18 protein-coding genes are annotated in these 19,060 nt (G+C 34.6%); 2 read left to right on the top strand and 16 right to left on the bottom strand.

The genetic code is table 11. The annotated features are described in order from the left end of the window. Positions 1-57: 57 nt before the first annotated feature. The 13 genes from QMN76_RS07395 to QMN76_RS07335 form a co-directional block, all read right to left on the bottom strand. The gene (locus QMN76_RS07395) at positions 58-3,675 is read right to left on the bottom strand and encodes a phage fiber-tail adaptor protein (RefSeq protein ID WP_282023405.1); all 3,618 of its coding nucleotides are present in this window, start codon (positions 3,673-3,675) and stop codon (positions 58-60) included. Between the two features lie 203 nt (positions 3,676-3,878). Further along, positions 3,879-4,343 carry a hypothetical protein gene (locus QMN76_RS07390; RefSeq protein ID WP_282023406.1) on the bottom strand — a complete coding sequence of 155 codons (465 nt, stop codon included), beginning with the start codon at positions 4,341-4,343 and terminating at the stop codon, positions 3,879-3,881. Positions 4,344-4,346: 3 nt separating this feature from the next. Continuing rightward, positions 4,347-4,844, bottom strand: a complete 498-nt coding sequence (locus QMN76_RS07385) for a phage fiber-tail adaptor protein (protein WP_282023407.1) — start codon at positions 4,842-4,844, stop codon at positions 4,347-4,349. Positions 4,845-4,865: 21 nt separating this feature from the next. Next, complete coding sequence (locus QMN76_RS07380; RefSeq protein ID WP_282023408.1) at positions 4,866-6,362, bottom strand: hypothetical protein; 1,497 nt, start codon at positions 6,360-6,362, stop codon at positions 4,866-4,868. An 11-nt stretch (positions 6,363-6,373) separates the two neighbouring features. Further along, positions 6,374-7,219 (bottom strand): baseplate wedge 1 family protein, encoded by an 846-nt coding sequence (locus QMN76_RS07375; RefSeq protein ID WP_282023409.1) that lies wholly within the window; start codon positions 7,217-7,219, stop codon positions 6,374-6,376. Beyond that, entirely contained in the window at positions 7,212-8,642 is a 1,431-nt protein-coding gene (locus QMN76_RS07370; protein ID WP_034338083.1) for a baseplate J/gp47 family protein, read from the bottom strand. Before QMN76_RS07370 ends, QMN76_RS07375 begins: the two co-directional genes overlap by 8 nt. Continuing rightward, positions 8,629-9,006 (bottom strand): hypothetical protein, encoded by a 378-nt coding sequence (locus QMN76_RS07365; protein ID WP_282065941.1) that lies wholly within the window; start codon positions 9,004-9,006, stop codon positions 8,629-8,631. The genes QMN76_RS07370 and QMN76_RS07365 overlap by 14 nt, the downstream gene beginning before the upstream one ends. A 64-nt stretch (positions 9,007-9,070) precedes the next feature. After that, positions 9,071-9,253 carry a YqaE/Pmp3 family membrane protein gene (locus QMN76_RS07360; protein WP_034338086.1) on the bottom strand — a complete coding sequence of 61 codons (183 nt, stop codon included), beginning with the start codon at positions 9,251-9,253 and terminating at the stop codon, positions 9,071-9,073. Positions 9,254-9,336: 83 nt separating this feature from the next. Continuing rightward, positions 9,337-10,086, bottom strand: a complete 750-nt coding sequence (locus QMN76_RS07355; protein WP_282023410.1) for a Gp138 family membrane-puncturing spike protein — start codon at positions 10,084-10,086, stop codon at positions 9,337-9,339. Continuing rightward, a complete protein-coding gene (locus QMN76_RS07350) occupies positions 10,083-11,186 on the bottom strand; it encodes a hypothetical protein (protein ID WP_282023411.1) in 1,104 nt (367 codons plus the stop codon). The genes QMN76_RS07355 and QMN76_RS07350 overlap by 4 nt, the downstream gene beginning before the upstream one ends. Next, positions 11,186-11,503 (bottom strand): phage baseplate plug family protein, encoded by a 318-nt coding sequence (locus tag QMN76_RS07345; protein ID WP_034338091.1) that lies wholly within the window; start codon positions 11,501-11,503, stop codon positions 11,186-11,188. Before QMN76_RS07345 ends, QMN76_RS07350 begins: the two co-directional genes overlap by 1 nt. A gap of 16 nt (positions 11,504-11,519) precedes the next feature. Then, positions 11,520-12,200 carry a phage baseplate protein gene (locus QMN76_RS07340; RefSeq protein WP_282023412.1) on the bottom strand — a complete coding sequence of 227 codons (681 nt, stop codon included), beginning with the start codon at positions 12,198-12,200 and terminating at the stop codon, positions 11,520-11,522. A gap of 75 nt (positions 12,201-12,275) precedes the next feature. Further along, positions 12,276-14,861, bottom strand: a complete 2,586-nt coding sequence (locus QMN76_RS07335) for a hypothetical protein (protein WP_282065940.1) — start codon at positions 14,859-14,861, stop codon at positions 12,276-12,278. A 108-nt stretch (positions 14,862-14,969) separates the two neighbouring features. Here QMN76_RS07335 and QMN76_RS07330 point away from each other — a divergent pair, with 108 nt between their 5' ends. Together QMN76_RS07330 and QMN76_RS07325 are read left to right on the top strand one after the other, a co-directional pair. Continuing rightward, a complete protein-coding gene (locus QMN76_RS07330; protein WP_282065939.1) occupies positions 14,970-15,440 on the top strand; it encodes a hypothetical protein in 471 nt (156 codons plus the stop codon). Positions 15,441-15,451: 11 nt separating this feature from the next. Continuing rightward, positions 15,452-15,922, top strand: a complete 471-nt coding sequence (locus QMN76_RS07325; RefSeq protein ID WP_282065938.1) for a hypothetical protein — start codon at positions 15,452-15,454, stop codon at positions 15,920-15,922. Positions 15,923-16,208: 286 nt separating this feature from the next. Here the strand turns inward: QMN76_RS07325 and QMN76_RS07320 are convergent, their stop codons facing one another. The 3 genes from QMN76_RS07320 to QMN76_RS07310 form a co-directional block, all read right to left on the bottom strand. Continuing rightward, on the bottom strand, positions 16,209-16,796 hold the full coding sequence (locus QMN76_RS07320) for a hypothetical protein (RefSeq protein ID WP_034338112.1): 588 nt from the start codon (positions 16,794-16,796) through the stop codon (positions 16,209-16,211). 88 nt (positions 16,797-16,884) lie between these two features. Further along, complete coding sequence (locus QMN76_RS07315) at positions 16,885-17,403, bottom strand: phage tail fiber protein (protein WP_034338113.1); 519 nt, start codon at positions 17,401-17,403, stop codon at positions 16,885-16,887. A 1-nt stretch (position 17,404) separates the two neighbouring features. Beyond that, positions 17,405-18,967 carry a DUF3383 family protein gene (locus QMN76_RS07310; protein ID WP_282065937.1) on the bottom strand — a complete coding sequence of 521 codons (1,563 nt, stop codon included), beginning with the start codon at positions 18,965-18,967 and terminating at the stop codon, positions 17,405-17,407. Between the last annotated feature and the right edge of the window lie 93 nt (positions 18,968-19,060).

Below are 19,060 nucleotides of genomic sequence, written 5' to 3'. Positions count from 1 at the left end.
GACGCTTATCGCGCCCCACTTTATGCCTCTTATAAATTTCTTTTACCCTAATTCTTTTTAAACTCTGTTAAATGCAAACTGAAACGAAAATGCAAGTGTTGCTTCAGTTAAAAAGTTTACTCTTTTTCCAGTTGTTGTATCAATAATTTGAACAATCACAGTTCCTTTTTCTTGGTTTTGCTGCCCACAAATAACACTATATTTAAAATATTCATCTGGAGCTGTATTCGGGATAATTAAATCAATATTATAAATCAATCCATTATAATCGTTTGCTTTATTAGTAAATAATGGAGAAGAGAGGATGACTGAATTTGTACCGTAAGAAATAGTAACATTTCCATAGCTAGGATAATTATCATTAAATCTTGGGATACTAGGTAACGTTCCAGCCACTGAAGCATTAATACCTATAACACCTGTAGCCACGATTCTACACAATGGGTTCCATACTTTGTTTGTATCATCATATACTCTTAAACCACCTTTATCATCCTTAGCAATAGCACCATCTTGTAAAATACAATCGTTAGTTAAAGCACTAACTTTACCTGGATTTAAAGACCCTGTCGTAATAATCGAACCATCATAATAAAAATTATTTAAATTTACATAATTATTTCTATTATAGAATTGAATCACATTATAACCAGTATATAAACCTACACTTTTTGAATCTGTGTAAGTTTTATTAGCTATTTTTTCTAATTCTGCTGCTTTCTTGGTTGCATCAGTAATTTCATTCGCTATTTCAGTTTCAATCGCTTTGCGTTCATCTGCGGTTCTTGATTTTTCAAAATATTTTATGGTAATGCCATTATTTTGTGTTCTACCACCATATTGCGCACCCCACATATTTGGAATACCAATACTACAATTCCAACTATCAATAAATTGAAAATTATATCCTTTTAACGAAGTAGCTACAACTTGCTCTCCTCTTTGACCATCAAAAAGAGGTTTATCCCAACTTTTTCCATTCCACCAAACAGGTTTTTTATCCGTTTGGTTATAAGACTGAGTGCCAATCACAATATTGGATGTACTAGGCAAAGTATCTTTTTTATCAGCAGGAATATAAGGAACACCTAATGTCCTTGCCTGCGCTGTATCATCTGTATTTGTATCCCAAATAACAGGAGTAACAAAACCATCTTGTTTTGTATCATCATCAGATCTAGTAAAATAGTTTGTTGATAACCCAATCGTTCCAGATAAATAACTGTTAGTTATACCTGAAACACCTAAATTTCTATTTAATTTAATATCAGACAGTTTATTTGGATTAATTCTTAAAGTTCTTGAGCCATAGTACCAAGGTCTTTCTGGGTTTATTGAAGACGCTCCTTGATAATTAACCGTATCATGCCCTAACAAACCTTCAGTACCAATAATACCCAAACGCTTGTTTACAGGAGAATTGTGCGTCACTAACTCCGTTTCTGGATCATATTCTTTAGATAGATAAGCTTCAAAAAGTAAGTTTAAACTATTATTATTATTTAATTCAGGTATACTCTCACTTCTTAAAAATATTTCATATTCTAGATCTAACTCTGGGTTTTGATAGAATATTCTATTATCGAGTATTTTCCATCCATACATAGAAACATAAGGTAGTTGCTTATAAAAAATCTCACCTACTTTATAATCTGTAGTATTTGTATATACACCGCCATTTTCTGATTTAAAATGCTTTGCCTGTAAATGTCCGTCACCATCTGACTTAATTTTATCACCATCTGATGATACTGATCCAGTTATTTTTAGATCATTAGACATGTTTACTGTAGATGCAATTATATTTAACATACCAGAACCAGCACTAGTTTCAGATGTTCTATCTTGTACCAAAAACCGCACATCGTAATCTAAAATATTTTTTGCATTTTGAGCATGAAAATTCATATAAGCAGATTGTTGACCATTACCTACATTATAATATTCAGCAAAAACATTATTAGCTGTTATACTTTTATTTACAGTAAGATTACCAACACCATCTGTTTTAACTAGACTTCCATCACTAGTAATAGTCTTTACGTTTAAATCAACAGTACCATCATTATCAAAACTTGATCCTCTGGGTATCCCAACATCAATAGTTACAATATCATCAACTGTATTCGTAATAAACGTCGCATCTTGTCCAACATCTAACGTTTTTACTTTTCCCGTTTTAATAATAGGTGTAAGGCCATCTTTACCTGGATTACCCTGAGGTCCTTGAGAACCCTGAACGCCCTGATTACCTTTTAAAAATCCAGAATTTTGCCAATCAGAACCATTAAAAACAAATAGCTCTTGTGTTGTCGTATTGACATAACAATCATGACCTTTAAAACAAGTAGATGTTATTGGATCTTGTTCTCCAAAAAACCATAAAGAGCCTCGCTCTCCTTGTTTTCCTTGTAAATTTGATATTTTGATCCATTGATTTTGACTGAAAGTATATAAATCGTTTTCTTCTGTATTAAAATATAAATCGCCAGTTTTATATTGATCATTATCAACAGGGTATACTTGACCACTATAAATAAAACTTCCTGCTTGGCCTTTTATTCCTTGTAACCCTTGATTCCCTTGAAGACCCTTATCGCCTTTATCACCTTTATCACCTTTATCACCTCGAGGGCCTTGTACACCTTGTGCTCCTTGTTCACCTTTGGCCCCTTTATCACCTTGTTGCCCTTTTACGCCTTGATCACCTTTATCACCTTGTTGCCCTTTTACGCCTTGATCACCTTTATCACCTTTAATACCTGCCTCACCTTTTAAAGAAATCGACTGTTGCCAACCGGTACCATTAAAAACAAATAGCTCTTGTGTTGTCGTATTGACATAACAATCGCGAGCTTTGTAACATTTAGAGGCTATTGGATCTCCTTGACCATAAAACCATAAAGAACCTCTTTCTCCTTGTTTTCCATGTAAATTCGATATTTTTACCCATTGGTTTTGACTAAAGGTAAACAAGTCATTACTGGATGTATTAAAATATAAATCACCATCTTTATAACTATTATTTGCTACAGGATAAACTGCACCATGATAAATAAAACTCCCTGCTTTCCCTTTTAAATTACCTAATTTGTTCCAGTATAATGTATTATTTTTATTCATTACCGTTTCATATAAATTACCAGTAATGTTATTTAACCAAATGACATTTCCCTTCACATCGTTTAAATCTGGATCTCGATTAAAAACTAAAATTTGAGTTCCATTTTCCCCTGCCTTACCCCTCTCTCCTTCAATACCTTGAATGCCTTGAGAACCAACAGGACCTGTATTACCAATTATATAATCACCAACCTCACCACTTTCTAAAATACCGGCGGGTGCTATCGGTAATGTTGCATCAAACTCTTGAATTGTATCAATATTTGTCGTGACTAAAAAACGAATACCAACTTTGGTATTCATTGGACCACCACTAACCCTTACTTTAAAAGTTTGTTTAGAATATGAAATTTGATCAATAACAACCTTGGGATCAACATCAGCTGGTTGTGCAGATACTTTGGTAATAACTTCACCACTATCTAAACGATTAACCATAGAAAATTGATAATACAATACCTCGGCGGGGGATTTACTTTGCATGTTGATTTCTTGATCACTCAACGAACCTGATGGAACAATAATGATGTGATCTCCTGAATTACTTGTCATTTTTTTGATATCCTCTTTAAATACAAAAAAACCGCCCAATATTTAGGACGGTTATAAAATATAGTTTATGTATTAAAATAATAATTTATATCTTAACTTAATTATCAGATATCGTAATGTATTTTAAAATACATTAATAAATAACTCAATTTATACATCTGATTTAGTAATATTTTTTTTTAGATATAATTAATTTTTTAATATTATACACCTGAGCCTTGCATTAATACTCCGCCATTTAACCATGGACTACCATCACCAGGATCACATGTTGGCAAATATTTAAACACCTCTTTTAAAGATTTTTGCAAAGCACTCGGTGCCATTGTTCCCAATAATTCTGGATCTCCAGAAGCTACACGAATAAATCCTTCATCCAACCATAGGCTTTTACCATCTGCTGGATCTGTACGGCTCATCACTTGAATTGCTTTTTCCATTATGAATAATGCAATATCAGGATCTAAATCATTGAAACTAGCTTTATAAATCTCTTGTCCGTTATTATTTACATTACGCAAAACTAAAATTTGATCTGTTGATAAAATTGTATTTGTCTTTTGCACGACTTGCGTTGCATTAGAGGATTCTGTATCACATGAATTTTGTTCACAGAATTCAAGATTACAAACGCCACTGCAATCTTCTTTAGATTTTGTAGTTAACATTGATTATACCATAATATATGAATTTTTATTATAAATTAAATAACGACCATCAATAGCCAAAGCATTTAAAGGTGGCCTAGGATCTGGATTATTACTTTCTTTATCTAACGCAATAAATTGATAATTTTGCTGAGATATATTATCAATGAAACAACCATATGTTGGTAAAATAATTTCTTGGAAAAACTCATTACCTTGATTTGTTTTGATAATAAAAGTTAAATAAAATGAACGATTTTCTTTTCCATCCGAAAGGAATACTGTTAACGAGTGCTCTTTAAAAAAAGAGGAATGAATTTGTATTCCACTATGATTACATAGAGTTTTTCCCTGTATAATAATTTCACCATCATTCATTTGGTTAGAAAAATCAACAGAGTAATCAAGATAAGAAGCAATATGTTTTGAAGGAAAAGTTGCAATCCCTTTTTTATTTTTAATACGCTTTGGAACCGTATAGATACGCAATGGATTTAAATTAAAACTTGATATAATTTCCATGATAATTTGCTATGCCTTTACTTAAATATGAGCTTGGACATAACAAGAAACCAACCCGACCTCTTCTGTTATTTTATTTTCTTTAGCTCGGCCAATAATAACATCATTTTTATCTTTACTGACAATTCCATACCCATCTTGACCAACAGTAATTTTATCACCGCATGTAACAACACCTTTGACCTTGACAGGAACTTTACCGTTTAATGCGATTAATACAGCATTTGGATCTTTTTCGGCCTTTCCATTCATTATATAAGCAGGGCAAGTTGAAATTACACCAAAAAAATTATCTAATTGATCAGAGTTTTTACACAATGTAACTTCACTATTTACCCCATGACACATCAACGTTCCTGGCTCGTAATCTTGACGGTCTGACTGGTAATACTCGGCCAAATCACCTTTTTCAACATTAAGAAATGATCCCCTAATAGCCTTAATATCACCATTTTCAGAAGATATCTCAAAAACTTCAAAAGAAGGAGAATCTTCAATATAACCTTGATTGAAAAAAGACATAATCAGATTTTTTGATGATTTATCTACTACTGTTGACCATGCAATCTTCTGATCTTTGGTTCTAAACATAAAAGGAACACCATCTACACTTGATGGAATATCCGTACTGAACCAACCTCCACTTGCAGTAATTGAAGATGCATTAAATTGACAAAAACTTTTATATAGTGGTTTATCATTTTCATCAAATCCCCAACCACCCAAGATAGATATAACAGGGTTTAAAGGGTTATCTTTCAGATTAAAATTCATTCGATTATCACAAAAAAAATCTATGGATTTTTCTTTTTGTGTGATGTATCCATCTCCTTCATCTGGTGAATTACAAAAACGATATTCTCCTGCTTTCATCGTTTTTGCATGGAAAGGAGTATCACAACTCCCTTCTTTAGCCGCTTTTGTACCAAGCTTATAATAAACATCACCAAAGGTTTTAATATTCTTTTCATCATTATATTCATCACTATTAATCATAACGATATGATTTTCGGCAGCTTTCAATCTTTTCTCTAAATCTGCAAAATCAAGTTTGACCCATCCATTATCTGGGCTGGTTGTTGTATTGGGATCATTCAAATTCGAATTAATTGTAGAGAACCATAATAAGGGCACCTCTATAGTTTCATTTTTTTCATTTTTCTCTATCTTTTTCCCCTGAAGCATCGCTCCTTTTGGGTACCCTTTTATTTTATCGCATAATGCTTTATTAAAAAATGCGCAACCACCAGCCTGCATCCATTGTATAGCATCAGTAATTTTACTAAGAATTTTATTATGATCTTGACCCCAAGGTGGAACACCACCTCTCATTGCTGATTTCATCGTAACTTCAGGAAAACCTTCTTCCATTGTAGCTCTCGCAGGATGGAATGGTTTGCCATTTTCATCTTTTGTTGTTTCTTTATCCTTTGCCAACTCTGGGATAAACTTAAATTTTTGCCCGTTTTCTGCCCATATTGTTATAAACGGAGTTGGTCCATTATCTGATGTTGTCATTATAGCCTCTTTTAACTTTCTTTAACTTGAATATCGATTTCATACATTTCAACGCCCGCAGGCCTGGACAACAATCCAGTATTATAAATGAGGGCTACTTCCCTTTTAGTTGGCGGCCAATTTAACTTTACGGTAAGGCTCATATTCAAATTATCTTGAATATAAATCGAGCGTTTCGTCTTACATTCTTTGCAACATGTTTCACAACTATTTACACAACAACAGCTCTCACCCAATAATGTCATCAGTAAATAATTAATCTTAGAAATGCTAAAATCACTAATATTAGCGTATGCTTTGGCCAGAATTAATTTCCGGAAATCATCATCATCAAATGTATGTTCCTGCATTAAGTCTTTACCAGCACCATCCGTTATATCTCCATCTTTGCCTTGAAGATCTCGAAACATACCCACAGCACCATAATATTCCTCGGGCTGTTGATTGTTTGGCAGGTTAGAATCATATAAAGAAGAATTATACCCCTCTATATCGTAATACGGTCTGGCAAGTAATAAGCTTTCTTCATAAAATCCCCAGTAAAACCCCATAAACGTACGTGCGGTACGGTTAACCCCAACAATAACTCCCCAAATATCTAGACCAAACCCTTGGGCAGTATTGACATTCCAAATGTTGCGATAAAAATTATCAAAAAAACCACAAACTTTAATCCTGTGATCAATACTATCCAGTAAAGCAAGCATTCTAGGAGAGTTAGAGTATTGAGCAATAACCGTTTTTTTATAGTCTAAACATGCTGGACCTTGTATTTTATCATCCACATCAGTGGTTTTACCGGTATTACCTTTGCAACAGTGACAACTTTTTTCTTGCTCAACTTCTTTATCACTCATTAAAAACATCCTTTTTCTCTTCTTCAAATGTCACATTAATATGCCTTGGGTCCAGAGTTGGTATTTGATTAATCGCAACTCGAATAACATCCTCTGTTGGATGTATTAACCCTGTTGAAGAACTTGGATCTGCTTGAAACTCTTTTTGATCACTTAAAAAGCCTACTTTGATACTAAGAATACCGATCCATTCACCTAAAGATTGTACTGGACAATAAAATTGAGATGCTAAAATTTGACTGCCAATCCGTGGTTTCCGAGCCCCATCTTTACCCATAAAAACACTATAAATTTTATTTTGAACAAGCGTTACAGGATCACCTGTTATAGGTTTTAATTTTGCAATATTAACTTCGATACAAATTGGTTTAGGCTCTGCAACATCAAAGTTAATGACATACTCAGGAGCAGTATCAGGACAATATAACAAATTACCATTTATATCTTTGGTATCATCCTTAATAACAACTGTTTCGTTCCCATTTAAAGCACAACCAGGTGGCTTTTTGCTCCATATTGATCTTGCAATTTGATACTTAATACTTTCCACTGAGCTGCTATTTTTGTTTGTGCTTTGAGTACGAAGAGAAACACAAACATAAACACTGTGTGGTTTTAACGTAATTGGAAGTTGAAATTTATTTTCTTTATCTTTTTCTAAAGCCTTGTCTATATAATTCTCGATAACATAAGCATCATCTACCACGTCTAAGTTAATTAATGCCGCCATAATACTATCAACACTATTTAAAGAATTATGGGCTACGGATTGGCGACGTCGTTGTTCAAATTGTGCTTGACTTTCATCTTCTATTCCGACAATTCCATCTTGTAAATTAGTAATAGATTCCCATCCTTGAATGACCTGATATCGTTCTGTTAGGGTCTTTATTGGACAGGTAATTGCCCCTTTTTTAAGACATTCAAAAACAATATCAACATAAGCATTTGATTGTTCATCTAGGTCTTTAATAGTGGCATCTGCTAAAGACTTATAAACATTTCCTTGCTGGTCTTTGACCATTGTTCCTTCTAGAATTTTAGTGTTAATTTTCCCATAACAACGGCCAACCACAGTTGTATTTGTAGCTCTTTTACGTTCAATAAAATAAATACGACCTATCCCATCTTGCATACGACCAACAGCATAATTAGGATCTATTTGATTCACATAATGGGCCAATAAACGGTTTCGATCAGAAATAATTGCGGCAATAGAAGTCACCAGTTGCCCTTGAGGTGTCGACAGTAAAAATTCACCATTTTCTTTTTTAAATTGCAGTTTGGAATCAAATGCATTTTGAAAATCTTGAATAATAGCATCCAGAATCTCACTTTCTTCAGGAAGCGTAATACCACTAGTGGTAAATTGTAGCTCTGCAAGGTTTGTTTTAAATGTATCATTTTGATTAGTAGACGACATTGATGGTTTCTCCACTGTTACTGGTTATAAAAATATTTCCATGCAACACGCGTGAACTGTCGATATACATATCTATATCGCTACGCATTACATTATCGACCCCATTTACTCGGGCTAATAAAATATTACGGATTAATCCTAAATTACTATTGATACCCAATATTTGCGCAAAATGAGGGGTTCCTTGAGAACGGTCATACCATCCTTCGCCTTCAAATAATTTAATTTCATTCGCAGCTTGTTGTGCAATGGAATAAGGTGCTTCACAAATAGCGATATTACCATTCACATCTACTTTTAAATCCCACAATTTTACATTCGGATCTACTTGTAAATCCTCATCCGTAGTTAATAATAAATCCATCACTTTACCCAATAAAAAAGCCACCCAATTTAGGTGGCTTGTTATTCTTATGTTCTCAATAAACTTATTGATACTTTCTTAATTTTTGATCCGTTCGCCAATTACTTAACGTATAAACAGCCCAAATTGCTGCTGGGATCCAACCGATTAACGTAATTTGTAATAATAAACAAAAGAACCCTTGAAAAGGCTTTCCTATTGTGAAAAACACCGTAAATGGCAATAAAAGAGCCAGTAATAATCGCATTATATTTCCCTTAAATAATAATATCGTTTAATTATAAGAATTAATTATTTTAAAAATCAAGTTTCTTTTTTCTATGGCAATTTTTAAGAGGCTATAGGTCCTTTTGTCGGTAGACCCTCTTCAATGACTTTATGCACATGTGTTGAAAAGGCAATTGTACCAATTGTCGCGTCACGGTTTATTGTTGCATCTTTACCAATCGTTGTATTTCCTGTGATTTCTACATCACCTTTAAGAGTAATTTTTGTAGACTCTATTGTTAAATTATTATTTTTAATAGTAATATTGCTTGATTTTCCACCGCTACCAACAGCAACATAAACACTATTTTTTGTTACTTTGATACTTGTGGCATCTTTGCCTGCATCAACATTTCCATCATTCCCTATTGTCGGGACATTGATTGATACAACATCTTTTGTTATTTCCATGTATGTCTTTGGCTCTTCATATAACAAAGACGCAATATACATACCATCAGACATAGAATGTTTTCTTAAACTTGCAGGTTTTGCTTTTCCTTTACTTTGCACGACATCAGAAATGTCGCGGGATGCAAAAACAACCAACCCTTTATCACCGACTTTTGGCTTAATAATTAACCCATACTCCCCCCCTTGCAAACGCGCATAGGGAATACCACTAATAGGAGCGTGCTCTACTGCATTTCCTTCGTTATCCAGCATATCAATCATTGGTGCGACATCAACGGTATGATTATCATAAACTTGAATAACAGTAACTGGCATCGCAGTCGAAACACTGCTTAACGCATTATCAATAATACCAACCAAAGTATTTAGGCTGCTATTCCCTTTATTTGGATTCATCATTGCTTTTTACTCAACTTTGCTTTTTCTTCTTCAGATATTTTAGATAACCCTATTGTTGTTGTCCAAGCACCATTGGGCGTAAAACAAGAAAGTTCATGTCGCATAGAGATCATATATTTCCATAAACCACACGCAGGTTCATAAACTGACTTAACCTCAATCTCTTCACCATATAAAAGATCGCCAGAAAATATAGAGCGTACAGTGATACCATCATTAGCATAAGCAGGATAACCAACCATTCCCGTCGCATTTGAAAATAATCGTGTTTTCATTTGCTTTATTTGTGTTTTGTTACCTGAACCTGATTGCGCCAATGCTGCATTCAAAGACATATGCATTGGCCAGATATATACTGTTCCATTTTGTACACTAAATCTTATATGTGCATCATTCGTACATTGACGAATTTGTTCAATCACATCTCCATGATAATTCGAATTATTTAGGGTCGCAGTAACCCCACAATCTTTTAATATTAAATATAATGGACTTTCAGGAGTTAACGATAATTTACGATGATAATTATCAATAATAGATTGAATGATCCCTGCTACAGAGCCTTTACCTCTGAAAGACAGAGATTTAGCTGGATGTAAATTTAACCCTGCCAAAGCCATTGCTCTTACATGAAAAACCACATCAGGCGCAGAACCATAATCTGTATATGCAACACTGATCCCTCCTTGAAATACTTTGGTAAAAACAGGGTTATCAGGATTTCCTGAATCATTACTGGCATAAACAATTAATTGATTGCCATATCCTTTTTCATTTTTTTGATATTGTCCTAGTGTCGTTAACTGGTTTGCTAGCGTTTCATCCATGTTATAAATCGTACAGTCACACTCTGGTAAACTGGTACCACCATTATAACTGATTGAAACAGTAGCTTGCAAACGTTCAATAGTGGCGATTATTGACCCTTTTTTTAAACCTGTTTGTTTATCTATTTCTGATTTTTTTTTTGAAAAATAAATTTGTTTACCGTTTTGATCTACACCACCAACAAACTCGAATTTAAGATAACGTTTTACAAATGAATGATGATGTATATTAGGTTTTGCAACAAAGTAATTTAAATCTGTACCATTAACCATTACATTCCTGCTCCATCATCATCTCCTTCTGCTAAATAATATAATAAATACCGAGAACCAAAACCTGTATAAACAGGATGCGTAAAGCCTTCTTGATCCACAAACATTAAATCTCCGGGAAAATTTAAATATGCAGAACGCACCAAACGCACCCGATCCAAACATAGTATCCCTGTTAATACGGGATCAACTCCATCATAAATATCTAAAAAAACACCTGCTTCACCTTTATCAAGCAAACGAAAATTATAAGCGATCCCACCTAAATTAGATGAGAATTCTTGAGCATCAATAGAGTTAAGAGATATGATTTTCATGATGATTATTCTTCTTTTATTGTTTTTTTTTGGCGGCCTGAAATTGACTGCCACTAGGTGTATTTGTTTCCAGCTGCCCTTGAGCTTTAGAGTTATTATAAGTATCAGTAGCGCCACTTAACTCCACTGTATTGAGCACAACCAATATTTCTTGGAATGTAATTTGATATTGCACCATTTGAGCACCTTGGCTAGGACTGCGATTAACAGAATATCCCGTAATCTTGATATTTTTCATAGTGCGCTCTGCAGTATGCAGCTCATATAAAGTCGTTGTACTTTGAGCTGTTTCCAAAGCTGTTTCAAAAAATTTACGTTGTTTTTCAGTCCCTGTAGAAACATAAGTAATTTGACCTTGTCGAGGTTGTTCAACAAGGTTGTAAGCCATCGTTCTACCGCCCTTTATTTGACCATCTGCGCTTTTACTGCTTTCAACAGGGGCTGTCGTAACATTATAATTTTTACTATAATTTAATGCAGTCACTCCACTTTCAGTTGAAGTATCTACACTTAACACCTTGAAATATTTTGCTAACCCTTGTAATTCGTCCGCACTTAATCCCTTTTCGTAAAACGCATTCCCTCTAGCATCAAAAATACCAAAACGGGAATTCGCATTAATCAGTTGATTCAGTGCTTTCCACCCAGCACTTTGTGCGTAGGAACTCAACACATTCCCTACCCCTATTTTTGCCATCTGGCCCTCCATAAAAAAAGCACCGTAAAAGTGCCTATTTAATTTATTCATTACCCACTAAAATTAATTAAAAAACTACTTAACTGTTGCCCTTTGCTCATATTTTCTATCTCCCATTCCACTCCCACATGTATGACGTTTTAATTGTTCACAAACTTGTTGTGCAATTTTTATTGGGTCTCCACTGGGTGGATTAACTGTAATTTTTACATCATATTTATAAGTATTACTCAAATTTTCTATATGAGAGCAGTCTTTACCCATTTTTACATCAGCTGCTGTAGGATTTTTACCGATATGTTGTTTTCTTTTTGCATCTAACTGATGGGGCTGTTTATCACCTGTTATACTTACTTCATTTACTTGCTGATAGGATTTGCTTACCTGCGCCGCTGGACTATTTAAATTAGTCTTGGGCATCCCTCGTTGTGCTTCAGCTGGAGCAGCGATTACACTTTTATTTTTCCCCTCTGATACTGTCTGATTTTTACTGATCTGTCGTTTTCTTTTTGTATTTAGCTGATTGGGCTGTTTACCAACTGTTATACTTACTCCATTTACTTGCTGAGACGGTTTGCTTAGTTGGATCGCTGGGCCATTCAAATTAGTCCTTGTCATCCCCTGTTGTGCTTCAGATGAAAAAGAAATAATGGTTTTATTTTTTCCTTCTGATACTATCGAATTTTCATTGATATATTGTTTTCTTTTTGCATCTAACTGATGGGGCTGTTTACCACCCGTTATACTTACTTCATTTACTTGCTGAGACGGTTTACTTACTTGGGTTGCTGAACTATTTAAATTAGTCTTTGGCATCCCCTGTTGTAATTGAGATGAAGAAGAAATAACGCTTTTATTTTTCCCCTCTGATACTTTCTGCTGATCGTCATTTATGTTCTTTTTGAAATTATAAACTTCACTCGATAAATCCTGCTCATTTTGCTTTCTTTTTGGTCCCCAATAATCCTCTTGCCATTGTGATTTTACAGCATTATCTACACCCCATTGAATATCATCAAAAGAGCCTTTTAATTTTTTGCCAATATCTGCAACCATCTTTCCTTGAGCAGTAAACAACCCAATCTCTAATGTTTTCGGATCCACATCAACCTTATATCCTGACCAAGTCTCTAACTGTTTAATTTTTTCCTGATTACCAGGGGCTCTTAATTCATTCACACGCTTCGTAAGATCCTCTAACCTTTCCCCTGAATTTCCAACGACTTTTCCTTGCTTATCACGAATATCAAATCGAAACATTTCATTATTATAATCGACATTCCAACCTTTTTTTTCTTTTAAGTAATCTAAGGTAACCTGATTTTCTTTTTTCTCTTTTTCACTATTGGCAAGCAATAACTTTTCTTTTTGCTCTTGAAGAGTATATTCTGGTGGTCTTTCACCATAAGGTTTCATTGCATAATTCAGAGCATTAGCCTCTGTAACCATTAATAACCCCGTAGCTTTGAGTCCTTCAACTGTTAAGCCCAAATATTTTGCAAAATCCGACATCCCCTCACTGGCTTTTCCAGCACTTCCACCTAACCCTTCAAACATAGGGGAAATACCCCCCAGTGATTGATTCATAAAAGCTAGAGTTTTATTGAAATCATCTACTCCACCATAAATTGCGGCTGCTTCATCAGGGTTTCTGAACATCTTTTGTGATGCTTCTCTCAGTGCATATTCTTGAACACCAGAAGATCTTGTTACCCCACCTTGTTCAGTAATGGTTACATTATTTACATATTCACTTTGAGCATCAGACACACCCAAATTGGCTGATAAATTTCGATTTGATTGCTCTGCGTGTTGCTCTGCCATCCAAACAGCATCCTGCTCTCTTTGATGCCGAAAATCTTCACTGGTAAAATCACTTCTTCTTTGACCTTCCAATACTTGAACTAACGAACTGGTCATATAGGCAAAAATATTGGCATCTTTACCAAAATAATCTTGTCCCGTAGCCACAGCCTCTTTGTTTCCCGCAACATTTGCTTTGGACATTGCTTCAATTAAGACAGGAATTAATGCTTTAGTATCCTGTGCCCCTGAAATCTGTTTTAAAATTCCTTGATCTTGCTGATATAATGCATTGATCACTGGAATTTTTAATAAAGCATTCTGATCATTCTTAATATCAAGAATTGCCTTACTTTTTTCCTGAAAATTATCTGCATGTTCAGCATCCACACCAAACTTACTTGACATATACCGGTTAAACATGAGTTCTTCATAACTCACCCGCATCGCAGTGGCCGTATTATTATCTGCCTGCATTGTTTGTGAAACCGTCATTGGCGTTAATTTAGAAACGATTTGTTTAAGTGAAATATTGAACTCTAGAAATGCAGCATTTTGATCTGCCAGTAATTGAATATAATTCTTTTGTAAATTAATTTGCTGTTGAGAATCTGCAACCCCTTTGTTTTCTGCTTTTTGAGAAAAATCGTCATTTGCCAGACGTTTTACAATCTCATCAATATTTTGTTCATAAAGGACAAATAATTTATTGATATGGTTATATGCATTCGTTACGGTTTGATCTAATTTTGCAATAGAGGCAGCTAACTGTTTTCCATATTCCAAAGTATCAGAGTTAATTTCTTGATGTGTTGGAATTACTCTGGGAACAGATGTGTTTGAAGATATATCAGCCATAGTCCTATCCTGTTTTTAATAAATAAATGCATCATCGCAATAGCTTGTCAAAAATAATAAAGTGAAATAAAGTGAAAACAATTTGTTAATATAATAAGGCTGCGTAAAATGAAAAAAATCCTTTTTCTTCTATCTCTCCTAACTCTTCCCTTCTCCGCTATGGCTCAATCAAAACCAGAGAGAGCACCCGATGCCTATATTAAAGAAACTGCAGAACGCTTTTTTCCCAATTTATGTAAAGACAGCTTAGAAGGATTAATGAACGATGTTTACGATTGTTACCAACATACTAAAGATACCGATCCAAAATATCTGCAATGTATGATCGGAGATGTTTATGTCGTTAATGCTGTTTCTAAAGCTAACAAAAAAGCTGCAGCTCTTGGACGTCCGATACCTTTTAATGTACCATTCTTTTCGCAAGAAAAATGGGCTGGTCGTTCAGGAGACCTAGTCACTATACCTCAATTAAGTGGCTATATATTGGGAGAACGCACTCCATATCTTGTCAAATCAACAAATAAATTTATTGATGATATTAACATAATGTATGCAGATAAAAACAATGTCTGTAAATAAAGCTATATAAAATGAAAAAAATCCTCTTTCTTCTACCCCTCCTAACTCTTCCCTTCTCCGCTATGGCTCAATCAAAACCAGAGAGAGCACCCGATGCCTATATTAAAGAAACTGCAGAACGGTTTTTCCCCACTTTATGTAAAGAAGGGGAAGTAGGATTAATGAATGATGTTTATGATTGTTACCAACATACCAAAGATACCGATCCAAAATATCTGCAATGTATGATCGGAGATACTTATGTATTTGCTGGTGTTACCAAAGCAAACCAAAAAGCTGCAGCTCTTGGACGTCCGATACCTTTTAATGTACCATTCTTTTCGCAAAAAAAATGGGCTGAACGCACAGGAGATCTAATCAGAATACCGCAATTAAGTGGCTATATATTGGGAGGGCGCACCCCTTATCTCGAAAAATCAACAAATAAATTTATTGATGATATTAACATAATGTATGCAGATAAAAACAATGTCTGTAAATAAAGCTATATAAAATGAAAAAAATCCTCTTTCTTCTACCTCTCCTAACCCTTCCCTTCTCGGCAATGGCTCAGGATAAAACAATCCTTTTGCTATATTAAACTTTTCATACATTATTAAGCCCATGAACATCGCTAATCTCGCTGGGCATTAATTTTCGCCTGTTCCATAAGAACCAGTTCATTGTAATTATTAACCATAATGATTTCCAAGAAATCATATAAGTCTTGTATTCCATAAATAGTTTTTAGCTCGTTTAATGTAGCAAAGCCAGAACTCACCACTTGCCCTATAGCTTGGGGGATGTTGGGGGTGTATCGGATAACTGATCGGTCTGAGAGTCCATTTGATTGATAAATTTGCTCAAGTGACGCTTGGCGCCGCTGGTAAAAAAATCAGTATGAAGTTTAAATGCCTCCCGTTTTAATCCAAAAATAGTACTTGCTTCTTCAATATATTGGGTTGGATTATTTAACACTGGTTCAGTCATCTGAGTTTGCCCTGGATTTAAATAAATCGAGCAACATTGTAGCAAAGGATCACTGACCACACGTAACTCATCGTAAGGCAGTTGAAAAAACATAGATGCAAAGTAAATTGCAAGACTTTCTGTTGCTTGATTGATCGCAGCTTTACCTTCTTCACGCTCTTCAACCACTTCCTCAAGAGATTTATCTTCATTCACTTGTTGAACATAGGAATAAACCAATGGTAATAATACTGACAAATCTTGGGAGGTTGCATTACGTAAAATCGCATTAATCGCCCGTTCTGCCCAGCTTTCGGTATCAAAAGCGGACATTTCTGTGATTTTAAAAAGTTTACCTTGGTCTCTGCCTTTTTCTTCAATTTTAATGTCAATTGAACGACGTGCCATCTATCTTTCTCCAATAAAAAAGACACCTGTTACAGTGCCTTTCAATGTTATGTTATAGTTTTACAATTAATAGCCTAAAGACTATTAATTAAACTTCCAAAACTGAATCCACTGATTCAAAACGAAATTTACATGCAATCGGTTGTAAGATTTTTGCGTGAGTAGGTATTGATTGCCATTCTATCCAGTAACCATTATTCAAGCTGAACGTTTTTCCTTGTGAAGGAACAATCATAGTACCGTTAAACTTCATGGCTTCACGTTGAACCTGCATAACTTTTGCCAAAGCCTGCAACGTTGCCAATGAATCAGATGCTGCAATAAAAGTAATGGTTAATTCGACAGTATTTGCAGTAGCTAAATATCCACCGTATAAATTACCTTCCATTGATGTTGCTGTTTCAACCATCGTTTGATGAGAGAAACTGAAGGGATTATCAGAGGTCATTCCCTCTAAACTCAAAGGAACCCCTACCAATGGAGATACAAACCCTGTTGCTGTTGATCCCAGACCCACAGCATCTGCTGCTGTATTATTCATCCAAGGATTAGACGCAATTAATGTTAATTTTGTATTAATTGCCGTAATTGTTCTATTTGCTGCCATGTTACTGAATCTCTATGCTATTCATGTTAATTTGTTGAACGGATTGTCCATCGGTATACCAAAAATTAATCGGTGGAGAGTTACGTTTTACTCGAGTTTGCGGAGAAACACGTTCCATATCCACTTTGAGGTAATAACCTACCGTTGTAATACTGTTGATTTGCGACTGATTTAATCCTGCTTGTTTAAGCTGTTGAATTTGTTCATCAGCCAAAGCAACACCTGGGCGAACAGCACCAAAATTCATATATTGATCAATAGCAGGTTTGATCGCTGTCGTTAAAATTCCTTTACCATCTGTATTATAAGGAATTTGCCCTCGAGATAGCAAAGTCATAACAAAATAATATTGGAATTGTCGGCGCATCCAAACTTGGCAGAACCAACTATCTAACCAAATATATTGTCCTGAAATACGGCCTTCATACATAAAGGTAAAGTTACTCGTTGAAGACGCCCACACACCATAAAAATTATAACCTTTATCTTTTAATGTTAATGCTTCTTGCTCGTCAAAAACATTGGCAGTTAATAACGAACTACGTCTAAATGCAGCCGTAAAACGTCCATCTGTTTTGGTTAAATCCCAGGCTGCAGGATAACCTGCAATAAATGCGCATAAATTAGGATTGTTATATACACAAACAACACCTTCATAATTACCGTTTTTAACTATGTCAGAAAGTATTAACTTCTTATCTTTATCGTATGTATCATTTAAAATAACACAGACATCATCTTTGGTAGAATTAGCCCACTGTGCAAGTTCTAATTTTTCAGCTTCACTGCCCTCCCATGTTAAAAAAACAGAACAGAAAGATAAGTTTGTTTGTCGTAACTCATCTAATAAACTAGAAAGATTTGGTGCATTACTTCCTGCACATAACAAACCATTTGTAAGCTTTAATTGATCAGCCAAAGTTCCTGATACACTAATATGATCTCCTGTAGTTTTACTATTAATAATCATAGATTGCGTAGCTTCAGAATAAGTTACAGATCCCTCAGGGTCTGATCTAGTATTTGTATTTGTATTTGTATCTGTATTTGTATTTGTATCTGTATCTGTATCTATATCTGTATTAATTATAGATACTGGAGGATTTTGATCACCAAATATTGCTGAACTTAAAATACTAGCTGCATGGCTAAAACTGGTTGCGCCACTTAAATCAATTTTTTTTACATTTGATAGTTGTTCATAATTAAAGCTAACATGAATATCATTTGAAAAGTTACGCAACTGTTCCAATGTAACTTTTTGTAAAGATCCACCAATTAAGCTTGAAGGTGTAGTTTCTTTAAAATATGGAGCAATATATAATTGTTCAGCAACACGATCTGAGTTTGTAAAACCAGAAAAATAAACACTAGCCAGTTTATATTCTTCAGACTTCATACCAAAAATTATACCAACTTGATTTGCACTGGTAAAAGCTGTTGTTTGCCCTGCTGGGACACCAACATTTTGGGTTAACATTAACCCAAACAGGTTGTTTCCATTATTCCCGACGTCTAATACGCCAGGATTAATCTTTACAATATTATTTAAAGGTATAGACATAAATTTCATAATCCTTATTTTATTTTTGGATTGTTATTTAAATAAAAGGGCATATTCATATGCCCCTAGTTTCTTGACGGGCTTTATTTTTCC

The organism is Commensalibacter papalotli (ex Botero et al. 2024) (genome assembly GCF_947179115.1).
Taxonomy (GTDB): Bacteria; Pseudomonadota; Alphaproteobacteria; order Acetobacterales; family Acetobacteraceae; genus Commensalibacter; species Commensalibacter papalotli.
This window is presented reverse-complemented; position numbering and strand designations above follow the sequence as displayed.

Bases quoted from the DNA above. Each gene is read 5' to 3' on its own strand.
- QMN76_RS07395 (WP_282023405.1), bottom strand. From the start codon at position 3,675: ATGACAAGTAATTCAGGAGATCACATCATTATTGTTCCATCAGGTTCG.
- QMN76_RS07390 (WP_282023406.1), bottom strand. From the start codon at position 4,343: ATGTTAACTACAAAATCTAAAGAAGATTGCAGTGGCGTTTGTAATCTT.
- QMN76_RS07385 (WP_282023407.1), bottom strand. From the start codon at position 4,844: ATGGAAATTATATCAAGTTTTAATTTAAATCCATTGCGTATCTATACG.
- QMN76_RS07380 (WP_282023408.1), bottom strand. From the start codon at position 6,362: ATGACAACATCAGATAATGGACCAACTCCGTTTATAACAATATGGGCA.
- QMN76_RS07375 (WP_282023409.1), bottom strand. From the start codon at position 7,219: ATGAGTGATAAAGAAGTTGAGCAAGAAAAAAGTTGTCACTGTTGCAAA.
- QMN76_RS07370 (WP_034338083.1), bottom strand. From the start codon at position 8,642: ATGTCGTCTACTAATCAAAATGATACATTTAAAACAAACCTTGCAGAG.
- QMN76_RS07365 (WP_282065941.1), bottom strand. From the start codon at position 9,006: ATGGATTTATTATTAACTACGGATGAGGATTTACAAGTAGATCCGAAT.
- QMN76_RS07360 (WP_034338086.1), bottom strand. From the start codon at position 9,253: ATGCGATTATTACTGGCTCTTTTATTGCCATTTACGGTGTTTTTCACA.
- QMN76_RS07355 (WP_282023410.1), bottom strand. From the start codon at position 10,086: ATGATGAATCCAAATAAAGGGAATAGCAGCCTAAATACTTTGGTTGGT.
- QMN76_RS07350 (WP_282023411.1), bottom strand. From the start codon at position 11,186: ATGGTTAATGGTACAGATTTAAATTACTTTGTTGCAAAACCTAATATA.
- QMN76_RS07345 (WP_034338091.1), bottom strand. From the start codon at position 11,503: ATGAAAATCATATCTCTTAACTCTATTGATGCTCAAGAATTCTCATCT.
- QMN76_RS07340 (WP_282023412.1), bottom strand. From the start codon at position 12,200: ATGGCAAAAATAGGGGTAGGGAATGTGTTGAGTTCCTACGCACAAAGT.
- QMN76_RS07335 (WP_282065940.1), bottom strand. From the start codon at position 14,861: ATGGCTGATATATCTTCAAACACATCTGTTCCCAGAGTAATTCCAACA.
- QMN76_RS07330 (WP_282065939.1), top strand. From the start codon at position 14,970: ATGAAAAAAATCCTTTTTCTTCTATCTCTCCTAACTCTTCCCTTCTCC.
- QMN76_RS07325 (WP_282065938.1), top strand. From the start codon at position 15,452: ATGAAAAAAATCCTCTTTCTTCTACCCCTCCTAACTCTTCCCTTCTCC.
- QMN76_RS07320 (WP_034338112.1), bottom strand. From the start codon at position 16,796: ATGGCACGTCGTTCAATTGACATTAAAATTGAAGAAAAAGGCAGAGAC.
- QMN76_RS07315 (WP_034338113.1), bottom strand. From the start codon at position 17,403: ATGGCAGCAAATAGAACAATTACGGCAATTAATACAAAATTAACATTA.
- QMN76_RS07310 (WP_282065937.1), bottom strand. From the start codon at position 18,967: ATGTCTATACCTTTAAATAATATTGTAAAGATTAATCCTGGCGTATTA.